General features: G+C 71.7%; 15 protein-coding genes. 8 read left to right on the forward strand and 7 right to left on the reverse strand.

Annotated features, from left to right (window positions below; translation table 11 throughout):
• Positions 1-17 precede the first annotated feature (17 nt).
• Positions 18-1,238: a sarcosine oxidase subunit beta family protein gene (locus tag ACFQRI_RS23750; protein ID WP_380672206.1), complete on the reverse strand. Its 1,221-nt coding sequence runs from the start codon at positions 1,236-1,238 to the stop codon at positions 18-20.
• 293 nt (positions 1,239-1,531) lie between these two features.
• Between ACFQRI_RS23750 and ACFQRI_RS23755 the strand changes: the two genes are divergently transcribed.
• The 4 genes from ACFQRI_RS23755 (at position 1,532) to ACFQRI_RS23770 (ending at position 7,986) form a co-directional block, all read left to right on the forward strand.
• Positions 1,532-4,003, forward strand: a complete 2,472-nt coding sequence (locus ACFQRI_RS23755) for a GcvT family protein (protein WP_380672208.1) — start codon at positions 1,532-1,534, stop codon at positions 4,001-4,003.
• A gap of 170 nt (positions 4,004-4,173) precedes the next feature.
• Complete coding sequence (locus tag ACFQRI_RS23760) at positions 4,174-5,367, forward strand: glycine cleavage T C-terminal barrel domain-containing protein (protein ID WP_380672210.1); 1,194 nt, start codon at positions 4,174-4,176, stop codon at positions 5,365-5,367.
• Between the two features lie 12 nt (positions 5,368-5,379).
• Positions 5,380-6,243: a methylenetetrahydrofolate reductase gene (locus tag ACFQRI_RS23765; RefSeq protein ID WP_380672212.1), complete on the forward strand. Its 864-nt coding sequence runs from the start codon at positions 5,380-5,382 to the stop codon at positions 6,241-6,243.
• Positions 6,244-6,288: 45 nt separating this feature from the next.
• Positions 6,289-7,986 carry a formate--tetrahydrofolate ligase gene (locus tag ACFQRI_RS23770; RefSeq protein WP_380672214.1) on the forward strand — a complete coding sequence of 566 codons (1,698 nt, stop codon included), beginning with the start codon at positions 6,289-6,291 and terminating at the stop codon, positions 7,984-7,986.
• 99 nt (positions 7,987-8,085) lie between these two features.
• Here the strand turns inward: ACFQRI_RS23770 and ACFQRI_RS23775 are convergent, their stop codons facing one another.
• From ACFQRI_RS23775 to ACFQRI_RS23800, 6 genes are all read right to left on the reverse strand, one after another.
• Complete coding sequence (locus ACFQRI_RS23775; RefSeq protein WP_380672216.1) at positions 8,086-8,421, reverse strand: YnfA family protein; 336 nt, start codon at positions 8,419-8,421, stop codon at positions 8,086-8,088.
• A gap of 10 nt (positions 8,422-8,431) precedes the next feature.
• Complete coding sequence (locus ACFQRI_RS23780) at positions 8,432-9,640, reverse strand: FAD-dependent oxidoreductase (RefSeq protein WP_380672218.1); 1,209 nt, start codon at positions 9,638-9,640, stop codon at positions 8,432-8,434.
• Between the two features lie 11 nt (positions 9,641-9,651).
• A complete protein-coding gene (locus ACFQRI_RS23785) occupies positions 9,652-10,254 on the reverse strand; it encodes a TetR/AcrR family transcriptional regulator (RefSeq protein WP_380672220.1) in 603 nt (200 codons plus the stop codon).
• 142 nt (positions 10,255-10,396) lie between these two features.
• On the reverse strand, positions 10,397-10,810 hold the full coding sequence (locus ACFQRI_RS23790; RefSeq protein ID WP_380672222.1) for a universal stress protein: 414 nt from the start codon (positions 10,808-10,810) through the stop codon (positions 10,397-10,399).
• A gap of 99 nt (positions 10,811-10,909) precedes the next feature.
• Positions 10,910-11,476 carry a DinB family protein gene (locus ACFQRI_RS23795; protein WP_380672224.1) on the reverse strand — a complete coding sequence of 189 codons (567 nt, stop codon included), beginning with the start codon at positions 11,474-11,476 and terminating at the stop codon, positions 10,910-10,912.
• Between the two features lie 41 nt (positions 11,477-11,517).
• Positions 11,518-14,031, reverse strand: a complete 2,514-nt coding sequence (locus ACFQRI_RS23800; protein WP_380672226.1) for a DEAD/DEAH box helicase — start codon at positions 14,029-14,031, stop codon at positions 11,518-11,520.
• Positions 14,032-14,184: 153 nt separating this feature from the next.
• Here ACFQRI_RS23800 and ACFQRI_RS23805 point away from each other — a divergent pair, with 153 nt between their 5' ends.
• From ACFQRI_RS23805 to meaB, 4 genes are all read left to right on the forward strand, one after another.
• A complete protein-coding gene (locus tag ACFQRI_RS23805) occupies positions 14,185-14,379 on the forward strand; it encodes a hypothetical protein (RefSeq protein WP_380672228.1) in 195 nt (64 codons plus the stop codon).
• Between the two features lie 120 nt (positions 14,380-14,499).
• On the forward strand, positions 14,500-16,371 hold the full coding sequence (locus tag ACFQRI_RS23810) for a methylmalonyl-CoA mutase family protein (RefSeq protein WP_380672230.1): 1,872 nt from the start codon (positions 14,500-14,502) through the stop codon (positions 16,369-16,371).
• Positions 16,368-18,572: a methylmalonyl-CoA mutase gene (gene scpA, locus ACFQRI_RS23815; protein WP_380672232.1), complete on the forward strand. Its 2,205-nt coding sequence runs from the start codon at positions 16,368-16,370 to the stop codon at positions 18,570-18,572. Before ACFQRI_RS23810 ends, scpA begins: the two co-directional genes overlap by 4 nt.
• Positions 18,573-18,648: 76 nt before the next feature.
• Positions 18,649-19,638, forward strand: coding sequence for a methylmalonyl Co-A mutase-associated GTPase MeaB (gene meaB / locus ACFQRI_RS23820; protein WP_380672234.1), 990 nt, complete (start codon positions 18,649-18,651; stop codon positions 19,636-19,638).
• The last annotated feature ends 12 nt before the right edge of the window (positions 19,639-19,650 follow it).

A 19,650-nucleotide genomic window follows, 5' to 3' on the forward strand; every position in this document is an offset into this window, starting at 1 on the left:
GCGGCATCGCGCACCCGCTAGTGCGCCACGCCCGCGGCGCCGTGCTCGTCGATCAGCGCTCCCGTGGTGAAGCGGGACAGCGCGTAGGGCTCGGCCAGCGGGTGCGGCCGCCCGTTGGCGATGGTGTCCGCGTAGACCCAGCCGACCCCCGGGGTGGCCTTGAAACCGCCCGTCCCCCAACCGCAGTTGACGAACAGCCCTTCCCAGGGCGCGGGGCCGATGATCGGCGAGGCGTCCGGGGTGACGTCCACGGTCCCCGCCCAGGTCCGGATCACGTGCGCCCGAGCGAAGATCGGGAACAGCTCCAGCGCGGCGGCCAGCTGCCGCTCGACGACGTGCACCGAGCCGCGCTGCCCGTAGCCGTTGTAGCCGTCGATGCCTGCGCCCAGCACCAGCTCGCCCTTGTGCGCCTGGCTGCAGTAGACGTGCACGTGGTTGGACATCACCACGCACGGGTGCACCGGTTCCAGCAGCTCGGAGACCATCGCCTGCAGCGGGTGGCTCTGCAGCGGCAGGCGCAGCCCGAGCTGGTCGGTGAGCGTGCTGGTGCGCCCCGCCGCGGCCAGCGCGACCCGATCGGCACCGATGTCGCCCAGCGAGGTCCGCACGCCCCGCACCCGGTCCCCGTCGGTCAGGAACCCGGTGACCTCGCAGCCCTGCACCAGGTCCACGCCCATCTCGTCGGCGCGCTTGGCGAAGGCCCACGCCACCCGGTCGTGCTTGGCGGTCCCGCCGCGCGGTTGCCAGGTCGCGCCCAGCACGGGGTACCGGACGTCCGGGGAGACGTCGAGGATCGGGCAGATCCTGGCGATCTCGTCGGGCCCGACCCACTCGGCGTCGATGCCGTTGAGCCGGTTGGCGTGCACCCGCCGGTTGGCGTCGCGCGCCTCCTGCTCGCTGTGCGCGAGGTTGAGCACGCCGCATTGGCTGAGCAGCAGCTCGCAGTCGAGCTCGGCGGCCAGGGTCTCCCAGAGCTTCAGCGCGTGCTCGTAGATGCCCGCGCTGGCGTCGAAGAGGTAGTTGGAGCGGATGATGGTGGTGTTGCGGGCCATGTTGCCGCCGGCCAGCCAGCCGCGCTCCAGCACCGCGACGTCGCGGACGCCGTGGTTGCGCGCCAGGTAGTAGGCCGTGGCCAGCCCGTGGCCGCCGGAGCCGACGATCACCACGTCGTAGTGCCGCCGGGGGTCGGGATTGCGCCACAGCCTGGGCGGCGGTTCGGGTAGGACTGCTGCTGCCACCGCGACCTCCCAGAGAGATCCGGGCCTGGCGTCGGTGCGGCGAATCCGGATGAACTTCGCGAAATCCCCGCTGTGCGGTCAGGCTACGAGCGTCGCGCCGACCCGGTCAACGACACGTCCGATTTGGACCGGAGCGGTCCGTATTGACGCCGTTTTTCGTTGATTCCCAACAAGATCCGCTGTCGCGAAGAGCTGGGAAATTACCCCTCCCGTGTCCTTGACGCACCCCTGTGATGAGGCGCACTGTTGCGATTAACGCAGAGAGTTGTCGTAGGCGCAACAAGGTGGCAGCCATGGTCACTAGCGTTGGCACCCTCGTCATCGGCGCGGGCATCGTCGGCACCAGCACCGCCTACCACCTGGCGAAGCTGGGCATCACCGATGTCCTCGTGGTCGACCAGGGACCGCTGCCCGCCACCGGCGGATCGAGCTCGCACGCGCCGGGCCTGGTCTTCCAGACCAACCCGTCGCTGTCGATGAGCCGCCTGGCCGCCGAGACCGTGGCGCTGTACTCCGGCCTGGAGGTCGACGGACTCCCCTGCTTCCACCCGGTCGGCGGCATCGAGGTGGCCACCACCCCGGAACGCTGGGACGAGCTGGCCCGCAGGCACGGGATGGCCACCGCCGCGGGCATCGAGGCCCAGCTGCTCGACCCCGGTCAGGTGCGCGAGCGCTTCCCGCACGTCGACGCCGACCGGCTCCACGGCGGGCTGCACGTGCCCTCCGACGGCGTCGCCAAGCCGGTGCGCGCGGCCGAGGCGATGATGCGCGAGGCCCGCGAGCTGGGCGTGCGCTTCCTCGGCGGCACCGAGGTCACCGGCTTCGACGTGCGCGACGGGCGGGTGCGCGCGGTGCTCACCAGCGCGGGCGAGATCGCCGCGGACACCGTGCTGTGCTGCGCGGGGATCTGGGGTCCGACGGTCGGCAGGCTGGCCGGGGTGAGCATCCCGGTGCTGCCGGTGGGGCACCAGTACGCGGTGACCACGCCGGTGCCGGGGCTCGAATCCGGCGAGGACGAGGTCGCGCTGCCGATCCTGCGCCACCAGGACCACTCCATGTACTTCCGGCAGATCCGCGACCGCGTCGGCATCGGCTCCTACCGGCACCGGGTGATGCCGGTGCACAGCGACGAGATCGCCCCCACCGCCGCGCCGGGCGCGGGGACCGAGGCTCCCCCGGAGGGCGGCGGCTGGAAGGGGATGGCCTCGGTGCAGGCCTTCACCCCGGAGGACTTCACCGGGCCGTGGGAGGAAGCCCGCTCGATGCTGCCCGCGCTGCGCGGCAGCGAGATCGGCGAGGGCATGAACGGCCTGTTCCTGTTCACCGCCGACGGGATGCCGGTGCTCGGCCCCGCACCCGAGCTGGACAACTTCTGGGTCGCCGAGGCCGTGTGGATCACCCACGCGGGCGGTGTCGGGCGCGCCATGGCGCAGTGGATCTCCGGGCAGGTGCCCGACATCGACCTGCGCCAGGCCGATCTGCGCCGGTTCGAGGACTTCGCGCACGCACCGTCCTACGTGGCCGAGCGCAGCGCGCAGACCTTCCGCGAGGTCTACGACATCATTCACCCGCAGCAGCCGCCCGCGCGGCCGCGGGGACTGCGCACCAGCCCGTTCCACGAGCGGCAGCGGGAGCTGGGCGCGGTGTTCCTGGAGGCCAACGGCTGGGAGCGGCCGCACTGGTACGACGCCAACGCCGGGCTGCTGCGCGGCCGGGAGATCACCGCGCCCGGTCCCTGGGCCGACCGGTTCTCCTCCCCGATCGCGGGCGCCGAGCACCAGGCCGCGCGCGAGCGGGTGGCCATGTTCGACATGACCTCGCTGGCCCGCGCCGAGGTCACCGGTCGCGGCGCGCTGAACCTGCTGCAGGGGCTGACCACCAACGAGCTGGACCGCCGACCCGGCTACGTGACCTACACGCTGATGCTCGAACCCACCGGCGGCATCCGCGCCGACATCACCGTGGCGCGGCTGGAGCCGACGCACTTCCAGGTGGGCTGCAACGGGCCGCGGGACATCGCCTGGCTGCGCGCGCACGCCGACGAGACCACGCACGTCCGCGACATCACCGGCGGCACCTGCTGCATCGGCCTGTGGGGCCCGAACGCGCGCGACGTGCTCGCGGCCCTGGCCGACGTCGACGTGTCCAACTCGGCGTTCCGGTTCTTCCGCGCGCGGCGGCTGCACGTCGGCGAGGTGCCGGTGGTGGCGCTGCGGCTGTCCTACGTCGGCGAGCTCGGCTGGGAGCTCTACACCTCGGCGGAGTTCGGCAGGCGGCTGTGGGACCTGCTGGCCGAGGCCGGCGAGCCCCACGGGATCTTCGCCGCCGGCCGCGGCGCGTTCAACGGGATGCGCCTGGAGAAGGGCTACCGCGCCTGGGGCGCGGACATGTGGAGCGAGCACGACCCCGACGAGGCCGGGCTGGCCTTCGCCGTCCGGCCGGACAAGGGCCAGTTCGTCGGCAGGGAAGCGCTGCTGCGCCGCCGCGAGACACCTCCGCGGCGCCGGCTGTGCTGCCTGCGCGTGGACGACGGGACGGTGCTGATGGGCGGCGAGCCGGTGCTCTCCGACGGCGCACCGGTCGGCTTCACCACCAGCGCCGGGTACGGCCACGCCGTCGGAGCCAGCCTCGCCTACGCCTGGCTGCCCGCGGAGCGGTCGGCACCGGGCAGCTCGCTGGAGGTGTCCTACTTCCACCACCGACATCCCGCGACGGTCGTCGAGGACCCGTTCTTCGACCCCGAGATGACCCGCATGCGCGCGTAAGGACGGTCCGCACGGACACATCAGGCGACCTCCGGCCACGGCCCGAGGTCCACTCCCCGCACCCCGAAAACCCCCGCGACAGCGCACAGCCGTCTCGCGGGAACTCACCCACCTCGCTCTTCCCGCGAGACCCGTCAACAGTCACTCGGACGTGACCACTGGAGGGCACGATGACCATCAACCCGAACCCCGGGGTCCTGCTCTACCCGCGACTGCGGAAGTCCCCGTTCTTCTACGCCTCGCGGCGGCACGGCGTGGAGCTCTACAGCGTGTACAACCACACGTACCACGCTCGGCACTACGGCGATCCCGTCGAGGAGTACTGGGCTCTGCTCGAAGGCGTGACGCTGTGGGACGTCGGCGTGGAGCGGCAGGTCGAGATCACCGGCCCCGACGCGTTCGAGTTCACCAACATGCTCGTGCCCCGCGACCTGAACAAGTGCAAGGTCGGGCAGTGCAAGTACGTGTTCGTCACCGGCATCGACGGCGGGATCCTCAACGACCCGGTGCTGCTGCGGCTCGGCGAGAACCACTTCTGGCTGTCGCTGGCCGACAGCGACATCCTGATGTGGGCCAAGGCCCTGGCCCACGGCCTCGGGATGAACGTGGAGATCCGCGAACCCGACGTCGGCCCGGTGCAGGTCCAGGGCCCGCTGTCCGGCGCGGTGATGACCGAGCTGTTCGGCGAATCCATTTTGGATATTCCCTATTACTACGCGGTGGAGCGGGAGATCGACGGCATGCAGGTCGTGGTCTCGCGCACCGGCTACACGGCCGAGCTGGGCTACGAGATCTACCTGCACAACGCCTCCCGCGACGGGGTGCGGCTGTGGGATCGCATCTGGGAGTCGGGCGAGCCGCACGGGCTCAAGGTGATCGGCCCGTGCCACATCCGCCGCATCGAGGCCGGAATCCTGTCCTGGGGTTGCGACATCACCGCCGACACCAACCCCTTCGAGGCGGGCTACGGCTTCGAGAAGACCTGGATGGTCGATCTCGACCAGGAGGCCGACTTCATGGGCAAGGACGCCCTGCGGCGGATCAAGTCCGAGGGCACCACCCGCAAGCTGGTCGGGGTGGAGATCGGCGGGCCGAGCGTGGGGTCGTTCAACGACGGCTCGATGATCGACGTCTTCGACGTGCACGACCCGCACGGGCTGCGCATCGGCGAGGTCACCTCCGCCTGCCGCTCGCCGCGGCTGGAGCGCAACATCGGCTACGCGATGGTCCCGATCGCCTACCACGAACCGGGCACCGAGCTGATCGTGCACACCCAGCACGGACCCCAGCAGGCGGTCGTCGTGGAGAAGCCCTTCCTCGACCCGACCAAGGACATCCCCAAGCGCCTCCTGCGCACGGCCTGAAGGGGGTAGGAGATGACCGAGACGACGACGATGGCCGGAGCGGCGCTGCACCGCTCCCTGGCGGCGATGCGCTACGAGGTGCTGCCGGTCAAGGGCGCGGTCACCCAGGCCGAGCTCTTGGAACCGGGCAGCGCGGTCACCGTGACCGCCTCGGCGGGCAAGGGCATCGAGGCGACGCTGGACACCGCCGCCCGGCTCGCCGCGCTCGGTCTGCACGTGGTCCCGCACCTGGCGGCCCGGTCGGTCGGTGATCGCGCGCACCTGCGGGCGATCACCGACCGCCTGGCCGGCCTCGGCATCACCGAGGTGTTCGTGATCGCGGGCGACAGCCCGCGGCCGGTCGGCGAGTTCCCGGACTCGCTGGCGCTGCTGCGGGAGCTGGCGGAGCTGCCCGACCGGCCGCGGCGGGTCGGCATCGCCGGCTACCCGGAGCGGCACGCGTTCATCTCCGACGCCTCGGCCATTCGGGCGATGACCGATAAAGCTCGCTACGCCGACTACGTGGTCTCGCAGATCTGCTTCGACCCGAAAACGATCTCCGAGTGGGCGCTCGACGTGCGGAATCGCGGCGTGGAGCTGCCGATCTACGTCGGCGCGCCCGGAGTGGTCGACGCGCGGCGGCTGTTGCGCATCGCGCTGAAGATCGGGTTGGGTGAGTCGACGCGCTTCCTCAGGAAGCAGTACGGAACCGTGTCGCGAATGCTGACCCGCTACACCCCCGAGGAGTTGCTCGACGAGCTGTCCCCGCAGCTGATCGACCCGGCTTCCGGGATCGCGGGCTGGCACCTGTTCACCTTCAACGAGATAGCCACGACCGTGCAGTGGCGGGACGAGCTGGAAGCCCGACTCGCGGGCCGCACCGACCAGTCGGCCTAGCCCTGCACCGGCAATCGTCCGGGTGACCACCAGGGAGGTCCCAGCATGTCCATTCCGTCCGATCTGGACATCTCGCGTGCCACGCCGCTGCGTCCGCTGACCGACATCGCGGCGCAGCTGGGCATCGGCGAGCACCTGCTCGAGCCCTACGGGCGCAACGTCGCGAAGATCTCGCTGGACGCCGCCACGGAGCTCGCCGATCGCCCGCGGGCGCGCTACGTGGTGGTCTCGGCCATCACCCCCACCCCGCTCGGCGAGGGCAAGACGACCACGACCGTCGGGCTCGGGCAGGCGCTCAACCACATCGGCAAGCGCTCGGCGGTGGCGGTGCGGCAGCCGTCGATGGGCCCGACCTTCGGCATCAAGGGCGGGGCCGCGGGCGGCGGGTACAGCCAGGTCGTGCCGATGGAAGCGCTCAACCTGCACCTCACCGGTGACATGCACGCGGTCACCGCGGCGCACAACCTGCTCGCCGCGATGGTGGACAACCACCTGCACAAGGGCAACGAGCTGGGCATCGACCCGCACCGGATCACCTGGCGGCGGGTGCTCGACGTCAACGACCGGGACCTGCGCAACATCATCACCGGGCTCGGCGGCAAGCAGGACGGCTCCCCCCGGCAGGCCGGCTTCGACATCACCGCGGCCAGCGAGGTCATGGCGGTGCTGGCGCTGTCCACCTCGCTGGCCGACCTGCGCAGGCGGCTGGGCCGGATCGTCATCGGCTACACCGGCGACGGGGAACCGGTCAGCGCCGAGCAGCTCAGGGCCGCGGGCGCGATGGCGGTGATCATGCGCGATGCGCTCAAGCCGAACCTGATGCAGACGACCGAGAACACCCCGGTCCTGGTGCACGCGGGGCCGTTCGGCAACATCGCGCACGGCAACTCCTCGATCGCGGCCGACCTGGTGGCCAGCCGGTGCACCGACTACCTGATCACCGAGGCCGGTTTCGGCGCCGACATGGGCGCCGAGCGGTTCTTCAACATCAAGTGCCGCACCTCCGGGCTGCGGCCGGACGCCGCGGTGCTGGTGGCCACGGTGCGCGCGCTCAAGGCGCACTCCGGGCGCTACAAGGTCGTGGCGGGCAAGCCGCTGCCCCCGGAGCTGCTGGCCGAGAACCCCGACGACGTGCTGGCGGGCGCGGCCAACCTGCGCAAGCAGATCGACAACATCCGGCTGCACGGGGTCTCGCCGGTGGTGGCGATCAACGCCTTCCCCACCGACCACGCCAGCGAGCACGAGGCGATCCGGCAGGTCGCCGAGGCCGAGGGCGCGCGGGTGGCGGTCAGCAACCACTTCACCGAGGGCGGTCCGGGCGGCACCGAGCTGGCCGAGGCCGTGGTGGAGGCCGCCGAGGAACCCGCCGGGTTCCAGCTGCTCTACCCCGACGAGGCGGACCTGCGCACCAAGATCGAGACGATCGCGACGAAGGTCTACGGCGCCGACGGCGTGTCGTACTCGGCGGCGGCGTCCCGCTCGCTGGACAGCTACGAGGCCAACGGCTACGGCGACCTGCCGGTGTGCATCGCCAAGACGCACCTGTCGTTGAGCTCGGATCCCGCGCTGCTCGGCGCGCCGACGGGCTGGACGCTGCCGGTGCGCGAGGTGCGCGCCTCGGTGGGTGCGGGCTTCGTCTACCCGATCTGCGGGGACATGCGCACCATGCCCGGCCTGGGGTCGCACCCCGCGGCCGAGTCCATCGACCTCGACGAGAACGGCGAGATCACGGGCCTGAGCTGAACCACCCCGACCGAGCGGGGGGCGAAACTCCCTCGAGTTCCGCCCCCCGTCCTTCGCAGTTCTTCGCGGTCTCCGGGGACGCCCGGGCGTGTCGTGGGGTCAGCTCGGGCGCGGCATGTACATGATCACCGCGACGCCGACCAGGCAGATCGCCGCGCCCGTGATGTCCCAGCGGTCCGGGCGGAAGCCGTCCACGACCACGCCCCACAGCAGCGAACCCGCCACGAACACCCCGCCGTAGGCGGCGAGGATCCGGCCGAAGTGCGGATCGGGCTGCAGCGTGGCCGCGAAGCCGTACAGCCCCAGCGCGATCACGCCCGCACCGATCCACAGCAGGCCGCGGTGCTCGCGCACTCCCTGCCAGACCAGCCAGGCCCCGCCGATCTCCGCGACAGCGGCCAGCACGAACAGCACCACGGAGCGCAGCACATCCATGCCCGGCACGCTAGCGGGTCCGGTCCGGGTTCACCTCGATCGGCACCGGGCTCTGCTCGGAGGCGCGCAGGTTGGTGATCAAGGCGGTGGACTTCCCGCCGAGCTGGCCCGCGATGTAGCGGTTCAGCAGCGGCAGCTTGGTCAGCAGCAGCGTGGCGCGGCGGACGAGCAGCTGCAGCCGGGAACCGGGGAGGAACCAGCGGGCGGCGTTGCGCCCGGTCTCCTGCTTCTCCTCGGCCACCGGCCGCCACAGGCGCTCGTAGTCGGCCAGCGCCGCGGGCACCGAATCCGCCCGCGCCAGGCGATCGGCGAGGACGTAGGCGCCCGCGACCGCCAGCGAGGCGCCCTGCCCGGCCAGCAGCGATACCGCGTAGCAGGAGTCGCCGAGCAGCACCACGCGCCCGGAGCTCCAGGTCGGCAGGTGGACCTGGGCGACCTGGTCGTAGTAGACGTCCTCGGCCGGGCACTCCCGCAGCGCCCGCGGCACCACCCAGCCCAGGTCGCGGTAGGCCTCGCGGACCGCGGCCTGCCGGTCGGCGGGCAGCGCCGGATCGGCCGTGCGGTGCACCCCGAAGGCGGCGACCCGGCCGTCGCGCAGCGCGTAGAAGCCCATCTCCCGGTCGTAGGTGTCGGTCAGGCAGAACCGGCCGCCGACCGCGGTGCGGATCTCCGGTGCGTCGAAGACGAACGCGGCGGTGTGCAGGCCCAAGTAGCGCAGGAACTCCTCCTCGGGACCGAACACCAGCTCCCGCACCGCGGAGTGGATGCCGTCGGCGCCGACCAGCAGGTCGGCCTCCACGACCTCGCCGCCGAGGTCGACCCGGACCCGCTCGCCGAGGTCCTCGACCCCGGTCAGCCGGGTGCCGAAGCGCAGGTCGACCGCTTCGGGAAGCGCTTCGCGCAGCACCTCCTCCAGGTCCGGGCGCATCAGGCTGAGCAGCCGCCCGGAGGCCACGGTCGGCGTCGCCAGGCTGGCCCGCTGCCTGCCCCGGTGGTCGACCAGGGCCATCTCCTCGACGGGATAGGCGTGCTCGCGGATCGCGGGCAGCAGCCCCATCGCTTCGGCCGCGTCGTAGCCCGGTCCGAAGAAGTCGATCATGTATCCCTGGGTGCGGGGCCCGGGCGCCTGCTCGACGAGCACCACCTCGTCACCCCGCGCGGACAACCGGTTCGCCAGCGCCAGTCCGGCGATCCCGGCTCCGCAGATCACGACCTTCACGCGAGCCTCCTTCAGGGGTTGTCCGGCAGCGCGCCGCGCGCCGGCGCGCCTGCACGGTCGACGAGCCGCCGCAGGACCTCCACGATCTGCTCGGTGTCCTGGCCCGCGCCCAGACCGCGGTGCAGCAGCAGGCCGTCGAGGGCGCCGCCCAGCACCGCGGCGGTCACCTCCGGCGCGGGGACCCCGTTCCGGGCCAGCAGCGCGCTCAGCCGATGGCTGAAGCCCTCGATCTCGCCGCGGATCCGCTCGCGCAGCTCCTCGTCGCGGGTGGCCGCGAGGTAGGCCTCGACGAACACCAGCGACGTCGGATCGTCGCCGGTGTAGCCCTCGACCGACGCGAACATGGTGCGCACCGCCTCCGCCGGGGGGGCCGTCTCGTCGAAGGCCGACTCGAACTCGGCCATCCCCCGCCGCATCAGCCCGGCGACGGCCTCGTTCATCAGCTCGCGCAGCGACGAGAAGTGGTAGTGCACCACGCTCGGATTCACCCCGGCCCGCTCGGCCAGCACCCGCGTGCTCACCCCGGCCCAGCCGCGCTCCGGGATGAGCTCGACGGCCGCTCCCAGCAGCTTCTGCCGGACCACCCGCCCCCGATCCGCCGCAGCCGACCCCATCACTACCTCCAGGACACTCGACCAGGGCACTCGCCCTGTACGACTGCCCTAATCGTACACGACGCGAGACCAGGTGTCCTCTTTTCATCAGAAGTCCCCGCACGCCCGGCTGGTGCGTGCGGGGACTTCTGATGAAAAAGGGTCAGCGGACTACGACGACCGGGCAGGCCGCGTGGTGCACCAGCTTGAGCGCGACCGAACCCACGAGCATGCCGGTGAACGCGCCGTGGCCCTTCTCGCCCAGCACCATCAGATCGGCCTGCTTGGACAGCGCGACGAACTCGTCGACGGTGTTGCCGCGCACCAGCCGCGAGCGGATGTCCACCCCGGGGTGATCGACCTTCACCGCCGAGACCGCGTTGTCCAGGGTCTTGCGGGCCTGGGACTCCAGATCCGCGTCGGTCGAGGGCAGCCGGTAGCCGAACTGCACCGGCTGGTGCCAGACGGTGATCGCGTGCACGATGCCGCCGACCTGCCCGACGTGGTCGGCCGCCCAGCGCAGGGCGTTCACCGACGCATCGGACCCATCAACTCCAGCGACCACGGTCTGCGGCATTCCCGAACCTCCTACGCCCACGGCACGACGACCGCAGCCTATGAGGCGAGGCGATCACCCGCACCCGACATCACACGACCGGCGGCACCGGGCGGCCGCCTACGCCCGCGAGTGCCAGTGCAGGTCCCGCAGCAGGCAGACCTCGGAGAGGTGGTGGATCAGCTCGCGGTGGATGTGCAGCACCAGGTCGGCCATCGGGGCGTCCGGGTACGGCTCCGCCGGGCCGCACGGCTGCCGGAGCCCGGCTTCGCCCAAGCCCCGCACCCCCGTCAGCCAGGCGTCCAGCTGCGCCTCGAGCTGGTCGAGCGCCGCGTCCGCGTCGCCCGCGTACTCCCACGACTCGTAGGAGGCCGCGGGCGCGCCGAAGTGCGCCGCGTTGCGGGCGGCGAGCACGCCGACGATGACGTGCCCGAGCCGCCAGGCGATGGTGGTGAACGGAGCGGGCTCCGGCGTGGGGAAGGCGTAGTCGATGGTGAACTCACCGCTGCCGGCCTGGACCGGCGCCGACGACGTCCCGCGCGGCCGCACGCTCCACGCCGCGGGAACCGGCGACCAGAAGTACTCCTCGTCGGTGAGCCCGCGGAGGCGGGGCCGCAGCTGATGGTCCCAGTGGAACTCGATCTGCGCGCGCAACGACCGGTTCCAGTCGACGTTCTCGGCATCCATGGAGCCACCGTGGCACCGGGGGCCGACAGCAGCACTCCGGCCTACTGCGGTCCCACGTCGGTCACGCGCAGCACGGCGTGCCCGGCCTCGTCGGAGGCCTCCAGGTCCACCTCGGCGCTGATGCCCCAGTCGTGGTCCTGCTCCGGGTCGGCGAAGACCTGCCGCACGACCCAGCGGGTGGCCTCCTCGGTGATCATCAGCAGCGCCGGGCCGCGCGCGTCCGGGCCGATGCCGATCTCGTCGTACTCCTCGAAGTACTCCTCGATCGCCTCTTCCCACGCCTGGGCGTCCCAGCCGTCCTCGCCGTCGAGCTCGCCGAGCTCGGCGTAGCGGCGCAGCGAGGCCAGCTCGACGCGGCGGAACATCGCGTTGCGCACCTGCACCCGGAACGCCCGGGTGTTGCGGGTGACCCGCTCGGGCGCGTGCTCGACGATCGGCGTGTCGTCCTCGTCGCCGGGGTTGCGCAGCTTCTCCCACTCGTCGAGCAGGCTGGAGTCGACCTGGCGGACCAGCTCGCCGAGCCACTCGATGATGTCGGTGAGCTCCTCGGTCTTGGCGTCGTCGGGCACGGTGTGCCGCAGCGCCTTGTAGACGTCGGCGAGGTAGCGCAGGACCAGTCCCTCGGAGCGCGCCAGCCCGTAGTGGTTGACGAACTCGACGAAGTTCATCGCCCGCTCGAACATGTCCCGGGCCACCGACTTCGGCGAGAGCTCGTGGTCACCGACCCACGGATGCCCCTTGCGGTAGGTCTCGTAGGCGGCTTCGAGGAGCTCCTCCAGCGGCTTGGGGTGGGTGATCTCCTCGAGCAGCTCCATCCGCTCGTCGTACTCCAGGCCGTCGGCCTTCATCTGGGCGACGGCCTCGCCGCGGGCCTTGAACTGCTGCTGGGCCAGCACCTGCCGCGGGTTGTCCAGCGTCGACTCGATCACCGACAGCACGTCGAGGGCGTAGCTCGGCGACTGCTCGTCGAGCAGCTCGATGGCGGCCAGCGCGAACGGCGACAGCGGCTGGTTGAGCGCGAAGTCGAACTGCAGGTCCACCGTCACCCGCACCCGGCGGCCCTGCTCGTCGGGCTCGTCGAGGTGCTCCACGACGTCGGCGGCCAGCAGCGCCCGGTAGATCGCGATGGCGCGCAGGACGTGCTTGCGCTGGGCTGGCCGGTCCTCGTGGTTGTCCTCCAGCAGGTGCCGCATCGCGGTGAACGCGTCGCCGGGGCGGTTGATCACGTTGAGCAGCATCGAGTGGCTGGCCTTGAAGCTGGAGCGCAGCGGCTCCGGCTCGGCCTCGACGAGCTTGTCGAAGGTCTTCTCGCTCCAGGACACGAAGCCCTCGGGCGCCTTCTTGCGCACGACCTTGCGCTTCTTCTTCGGGTCGTCGCCGGCCTTGGCCAGCGCCCGCTCGTTCTCGATCTCGTGCTCGGGCGCCTGCACCACCACGAACCCGGCGGTGTCGTAGCCCGCGCGACCCGCGCGACCGGCGATCTGGTGGAACTCGCGCGCCTTGAGGTGCCGGGTGCGCACCCCGTCGTACTTGGTCAGCCCGGTGATCAGCACGGTGCGGATGGGCACGTTGATGCCCACGCCGAGCGTGTCGGTGCCGCAGATGACCTTGAGCAGCCCGGCTTGCGCGAGCTGCTCGACCAGCCGCCGGTACTTGGGCAGCATCCCGGCGTGGTGCACGCCGATGCCGTGGCGCACCAGGCGCGAGAGGGTCTTGCCGAACCCGGCGGTGAACCGGAAGTCGCCGATCGCCTCGGCGATGCGGTCGCGCTGCTCGCGGGAGGCGACCTTGACGCTCATCAGCGCCTGCGCCTGCTCCAGGGCTTGGGCCTGGTTGAAGTACACGACGTAGATCGGGGCCTGCTGCCCGGACAGCAGCTCCTCGATGGTCTCGTGCAGCGGCGTCTTGGCGTAGCGGAAGTTCAGCGGGATCGGCCGCTCGGCGGAGGTGACCACCGCGGTCTCGCGGTCGGTGCGCCGGGTGAGGTCCTTCTCGAAGAAGCTGACGTCGCCCAGCGTGGCCGACATCAGCACGAACTGCGCGCGGGAGAGCTCCAGGATCGGCACCTGCCACGCCCAGCCGCGGTCCGGCTCGGCGTAGAAGTGGAACTCGTCCATCACGACCTGGTCGACATCGGCCTCGGCGCCGTCGCGCAGCGCGATGTTGGCCAGGATCTCCGCGGTGCAGCAGATGATCGGCGCATCCGCGTTCACGCTGGAATCGCCGGTCATCATCCCGACGTTCGCCGCGCCGAAGACCTCCACGAGGCTGAAGAACTTCTCCGAGACCAGCGCCTTGATCGGCGCGGTGTAGAAGCTGCGCTTGCCCGCGGCCAGCGCGGCGTAGTGCGCACCGACGGCCACCAGGCTCTTGCCGGACCCGGTCGGCGTGCTGAGGATCAGGTTCGCGCCGGTGACGACCTCCATCAGCGCCTCTTCCTGCGCCGGGTAGAGCTCGATGCCCTGATCGAGGGTCCATTCGACGAACCCCTCGAACAACGAGTCCGAGTCCGGGTCGCCGGCGGTGGGGTCTGGGAGCTGGTCGGTGAGGTTCATCGCTCCCCCATCGTCCCCGGTCACCCGGAGGGCTGAGCAGGCGGGGTACCGGTCGGCGCGTGCTCCGGAGAGGTGGTCGAGCTGGTGCGCGGCGCTCCCGATCGGGGACCATCGGAGGAGGTCGTCCACGCGTGCTGGAAGGGAGCGTCGACCGTGGAGCGCAGCGTTCGGTTCGTCGGCGGGCCGCTGGACGGTCGCGTCCAGGACCTGCGGGAGCACGAGGCGGTGGCCGGGCGCCTGCTCAAGCACGTCCACCTGCACGAGGGACCCAAGATCGAGACCCACTACGAGCTGCACTACTCGCCGGAGAACGGCTGGGTCTACCGCCTGTGCGGAGCGGGCCCGTAGCGCCGTTCGGGGGAGGCCCGCCGCGCGCGGCGACGTTCTGCCGCAGGTGCGCGAGCCCTGCGACAGGGCTCACAGCTGTGATCGGTTTCGCCGCGTCCGTGTCGGCTTACCATTCTGGCCATGGTGGCGCACTCAACGTCGAGCGGCGGCAAGCCCGAGCTCGCCCTGGCCGCGGAGTTCGACGAACCCACCCGCGAGCAGTGGCGGGATCAGGTTCAGAAGGCACTGAAGCGCTCCGGGTTGCTCGGTGACGAGCCACCGGAGGGACCGGTCGAGGACGTGCTGGCCTCCCGGACCTACGACGGCATCGACATCCACCCGCTCTACACCGAGGCCTCCGAGGGGGCGGGGCTGCCGGGGCTGGCCCCGTTCGTGCGCGGTGCGCGCGCCCAGGGCAGCGCTGCCGAGGGCTGGGAGGTCCGGCAGCTGCACGAGCACCCGGACGCCGCCGAGACCAACCGCGAGATGCTCGCCGACCTGCACAACGGCGTCGGCTCGCTGTGGCTGCGGGTGGGCTCCGGCGGCATCGCCGCCGACGAGCTGCCCGACGCGCTCGACGGCGTGCACCTGGACATGATCACCACCGCCCTGGACGGCGGGGCCGAGTTCGCCGCGGCCGCCGAGGCGCTGCTGGCGCTGGCCGCCGAGCAGGGCGTGCCCGCCGGGCAGCTCCGCGGCAACCTCGGCGCGGACCCGCTCGGCGTGCTGGCCCGCACCGGGCGGCCGGGCGACCAGGCCGCCGCGGTGGCCCTGGCGCAGCGCTGCGCGAACGAGTTCCCGCAGCTGACCGCGCTGGCGGTGGACGCGCTCCCGCACCACGAGGCGGGCGGCTCGGACGCCCAGGAGCTGGGCTGCTCGCTGGCGGCGGCCACCACCTACCTGCGGTGGCTGACCGAGGCGGGCATGGACGTCGACACCGCGGCGCAGCAGCTGGAGTTCCGCTACGCGGCCACCGCCGACCAGTTCCTGACCATCGCCAAGCTGCGCGCGGCCCGCCGCCTGTGGGAGCAGGTCACCCGCTCCTGCGGGGCGAGCGAGCCGGCCCGGGCGCAGAACCAGCACGCGGTGACCTCGCGGGCGATGCTGACCCGGCGGGATCCGTGGGTGAACATGCTGCGCGGCACGATCGCCACCTTCGCCGCGGGCGTCGGCGGGGCGCGGTCGGTGACCACGCTGCCCTTCGACGCGGCGATCGGCCTGCCGGATGACTTCGCCCGCCGCATCGCGCGCAACACCCAGGCGCTGCTGCTGGAGGAGTCGCACCTGGCGCAGGTGATCGACCCGGCGGGCGGCTCCTACTACGTCGAGACGCTCACCGACGAGCTCGCCGAGGCCGCCTGGTCGTGGTTCCAGCGCATCGAGGCCGCCGGCGGGTTGCCGGCGGCGCTGGAGTCCGGGCTGGTCGGCGAGGAGATCGAGGCGACCTGGCAGCAGCGCCGAGCCGCGATCTCGCACCGCAGCGACGCGCTGACCGGGGTCAGCGAGTTCCCCGACCTGGACGAGGAGCCGCTGGAGCGCGAGCCCGCGCCCGAGCGGCCGACCGGCGGGCTGCCGGTGCACCGCTACGCCGAGGACTACGAGGCCCTGCGCGACGCCGCCGACCGGCACCGGGCCGAGACCGGCACCCGGCCCGCGGTCTTCCTCGCCACCCTGGGCCCGCTGGCCAAGCACAACGCGCGGGCGTCCTTCGCGCGCAACCTGTTCGCCGCCGGTGGCGTCGACGCCACCGAGGCGGGGCCGACCGAGACGGTCCAGGAGGTCCTGGCCGCGCACGACGGCGCCCCGGTGGTCTGCCTGTGCTCCAGCGACGCGCTCTACGCCGAGCGCGCCGCCGAGACCGCGCGGGCGCTCAAGGAGGCCGGCGCGAAGACCGTGCTGCTGGCCGGCGAGCCCGCGGAGCCGATCGAGGGCGTCGACGGTTACGTCCACGTCGGCTGCGACGCGCTGACCGTGCTCGAAGACGTCCACGCCGAGTTGGGAGTCCGAGGATGACCCAGATCCCGAACTTCGCCGAGATCCCCCTCGAAAGCCCGCGGTCCGCCGACGAGGACCGCTGGCAGCAGGAGGTGCGCGCGGCGACCGGCAAGGACCTCGACGCGCTGACCTGGGAGGCGCCCGAGGGCATCGGGATCCGGCCGCTCTACACCGAATCCGATGTGGACGGTCTGGACTTCCTGTCCACCTATCCGGGCATCGCCCCGTTCCTGCGCGGGCCGTACCCGACGATGTACGTCAACCAGCCGTGGACGGTGCGGCAGTACGCGGGCTTCTCCACCGCCGAGGCCTCCAACGCCTTCTACCGCCGCAACCTCGCCGCCGGGCAGAAGGGCCTGTCGGTGGCCTTCGACCTGGCCACCCACCGCGGCTACGACTCCGACCACCCGCGCGTGGCCGGCGACGTCGGCATGGCCGGGGTGGCCATCGACTCGATCTACGACATGCGGCAGCTCTTCGACGGCATCCCGCTGGACCTGATGAGCGTGTCGATGACCATGAACGGCGCGGTGCTGCCGGTGATGGCCCTCTACATCGTGGCCGCCGAGGAGCAGGGCGTGGCGCCGGAGCAGTTGGCCGGGACCATCCAGAACGACATCCTCAAGGAGTTCATGGTCCGCAACACCTACATCTACCCGCCGCAGCCCTCCATGCGGATCATCTCGGACATCTTCGCCTACACCAGCCGGAAGATGCCCAAGTTCAACTCCATCTCGATCTCCGGCTACCACATCCAGGAGGCCGGGGCCACCGCCGACCTGGAGCTGGCCTACACCCTGGCCGACGGCGTGGAGTACCTGCGCGCCGGGCAGCAGGCCGGGCTGGACATCGACGCCTTCGCCCCGCGGCTGTCGTTCTTCTGGGGCATCGGGATGAACTTCGCGATGGAGGTCGCGAAACTGCGCGCGGCGCGGCTGCTGTGGGCCAAGCTGGTCGAGCAGTTCGGCGCGCAGAACCCGAAATCGCTGTCCCTGCGCACTCATTCGCAGACCTCCGGGTGGTCGTTGACCGCCCAGGACGTCTACAACAACGTGGTGCGCACCTGCGTGGAGGCGATGGCCGCCACCCAGGGCCACACCCAGTCGCTGCACACCAACGCCCTCGACGAGGCGCTGGCGCTGCCCACCGACTTCTCCGCGCGCATCGCCCGCAACACCCAGCTGGTGCTGCAGCAGGAGTCGGGCACCACCCGCGTCGTGGACCCGTGGGGCGGCAGCCACTACGTCGAGCGGCTCACCGCCGATCTCGCCGAGCGCGCCTGGACCCACCTCACCGAGGTCGAGGACGCCGGCGGCATGGCCCAGGCCATCGACGCGGGCATCCCGAAGATGCGCATCGAGGAGTCCGCCGCGCGCACCCAGGCGCGCATCGACTCGGGCCGCCAACCGCTGATCGGCGTGAACAAGTACCGCTTCGACGGCGACGAGCAGATCGACGTGCTCAAGGTCGACAACGCCGACGTGCGCGCGCAGCAGCTGGACAAGCTGCGCAGGCTGCGCGAGGAGCGCGACGAGCGGGCCTGCTCCGACGCGCTGCGCAAGCTCACCGCCGCGGCCGAGGCCTCGATGTCCGGCGAGCGCCCCGACGACCTGGAGCACAACCTGCTCACCCTGGCCGTCGACGCCGCGCGCGCCAAGGCCACCGTCGGCGAGATCTCCGACGCGCTGGAGCAGGTCTTCGGCCGCCACTCCGGGCAGATCCGTACCATCACCGGCGTGTACCGGGAGGAGACCGGCGCCTCCGACCAGCTCGAATCGGCACGAGCGCAGGTCGAGGACTTCGCCGAGGTCGAGGGGCGCCGTCCGCGCATCCTGGTGGCCAAGATGGGCCAGGACGGCCACGACCGCGGCCAGAAGGTCATCGCCACCGCCTTCGCCGACCTCGGCTTCGACGTCGACGTCGGCCCGCTGTTCCAGACCCCGGCCGAGGTCGCCCGCCAGGCCGCCGAATCCGACGTGCACGTCGTCGGCGTCTCCAGCCTCGCCGCCGGACACCTCACCCTGGTGCCCGCGCTGCGCGACGAGCTGGCCGACGTGGGCCGCGAGGACGTGGTGATCGTGGTCGGCGGCGTCATCCCGCCCGCCGACTTCGACGCGCTCTACCAGGCCGGCGCGTCGGCGATCTTCCCGCCCGGCACGGTCATCGCCGATGCCGCCACCGGGCTGCTCGCCGAACTGCGCACGCGGCTCGAGCACTGATGGTCGGTCCTCGGTCCGCGCGCCGCGGCGCACCGAATCGACCGGTCGAGCGAGACGACTTCGGAGACAGCTTCTGATGCCACGCCGGATCGACGTCGACGCCTACGCCGCGGGCGTGCTGGAGGGCTCGCGGACCAAGCTGGCGCAGGCGATCACGCTGGTGGAGTCCACCAACGCCGCCCACCGCGAGCAGGCCCAGCAGCTGCTGGCGAAACTGCTGCCGCGCACCGGCGGTTCGCACCGGGTGGGCATCACCGGCGTGCCGGGCGTGGGCAAGTCGACCTTCATCGAGGCGCTGGGGTCGATGCTCACCGAGGCCGGGCGAAAGGTGGCGGTGCTGGCGGTGGACCCGTCCTCGACGCGCAGCGGCGGCAGCATCCTCGGCGACAAGACCCGGATGGGCAAGCTCGCCTCGGATCCCTCGGCGTTCGTGCGCCCCTCGCCCTCGGCGGGCACGCTCGGCGGGGTCGCCCGCGCCACCCGCGAGACGATCCTGCTGATGGAGGCCGCCGGCTACGACGTGGTGCTGGTGGAGACCGTCGGGGTCGGCCAGTCCGAGGTGACCGTGGCCGGCATGGTCGACTGCTTCCTGCTGCTGTCCCTGGCGCGCACCGGCGACCAGCTGCAGGGCATCAAGAAGGGCGTGCTGGAGCTCGCCGACGTGATCGCGATCAACAAGGCCGACGGCGAGCACGAGATGGAGGCCAAGAAGGCGGCCCGCGAGCTGCGCGGCGCGCTGCGGCTGCTCACCCCGGCCAGCCCGTCCTGGACGCCCCCGGTGCTGACCTGCAGCGGCCTGCGGTCGCTGGGCCTGGACGAGGTCTGGGAGCAGATCCGGCAGCACCACGACGCGCTGTCCGAGTCCGGCGAGCTGGCCGCCAAGCGCAGCCGCCAGCAGGTCGAGTGGACCTGGTCGATGGTGCGCGAGCAGCTGATGTCCGAGCTGGTGCACCACCCCGGCGTGCGGGCGATCGTCGACGAGGTCGAAACCGGCGTCCGCGACGGCGATCTCACCGCGGGCATGGCGGCCGGCCGCCTGCTGGAGGCCTTCCGCCAGCAGGGCTGAGCCCCGACTGCG

It is taken from the genome of Saccharopolyspora griseoalba, from assembly GCF_042665275.1.
Taxonomy (GTDB): Bacteria; Actinomycetota; Actinomycetes; order Mycobacteriales; family Pseudonocardiaceae; genus Saccharopolyspora; species Saccharopolyspora griseoalba.

Bases quoted from the DNA above. Each gene is read 5' to 3' on its own strand.
- ACFQRI_RS23760 (WP_380672210.1), top strand. From the start codon at position 4,174: ATGACCATCAACCCGAACCCCGGGGTCCTGCTCTACCCGCGACTGCGG.
- ACFQRI_RS23775 (WP_380672216.1), bottom strand. From the start codon at position 8,421: ATGGATGTGCTGCGCTCCGTGGTGCTGTTCGTGCTGGCCGCTGTCGCG.
- ACFQRI_RS23785 (WP_380672220.1), bottom strand. From the start codon at position 10,254: ATGGGGTCGGCTGCGGCGGATCGGGGGCGGGTGGTCCGGCAGAAGCTG.
- ACFQRI_RS23795 (WP_380672224.1), bottom strand. From the start codon at position 11,476: ATGGATGCCGAGAACGTCGACTGGAACCGGTCGTTGCGCGCGCAGATC.
- ACFQRI_RS23810 (WP_380672230.1), top strand. From the start codon at position 14,500: ATGGTGGCGCACTCAACGTCGAGCGGCGGCAAGCCCGAGCTCGCCCTG.
- ACFQRI_RS23765 (WP_380672212.1), top strand. From the start codon at position 5,380: ATGACCGAGACGACGACGATGGCCGGAGCGGCGCTGCACCGCTCCCTG.
- ACFQRI_RS23800 (WP_380672226.1), bottom strand. From the start codon at position 14,031: ATGAACCTCACCGACCAGCTCCCAGACCCCACCGCCGGCGACCCGGAC.
- ACFQRI_RS23755 (WP_380672208.1), top strand. From the start codon at position 1,532: ATGGTCACTAGCGTTGGCACCCTCGTCATCGGCGCGGGCATCGTCGGC.
- meaB (WP_380672234.1), top strand. From the start codon at position 18,649: ATGCCACGCCGGATCGACGTCGACGCCTACGCCGCGGGCGTGCTGGAG.
- ACFQRI_RS23790 (WP_380672222.1), bottom strand. From the start codon at position 10,810: ATGCCGCAGACCGTGGTCGCTGGAGTTGATGGGTCCGATGCGTCGGTG.
- ACFQRI_RS23770 (WP_380672214.1), top strand. From the start codon at position 6,289: ATGTCCATTCCGTCCGATCTGGACATCTCGCGTGCCACGCCGCTGCGT.
- scpA (WP_380672232.1), top strand. From the start codon at position 16,368: ATGACCCAGATCCCGAACTTCGCCGAGATCCCCCTCGAAAGCCCGCGG.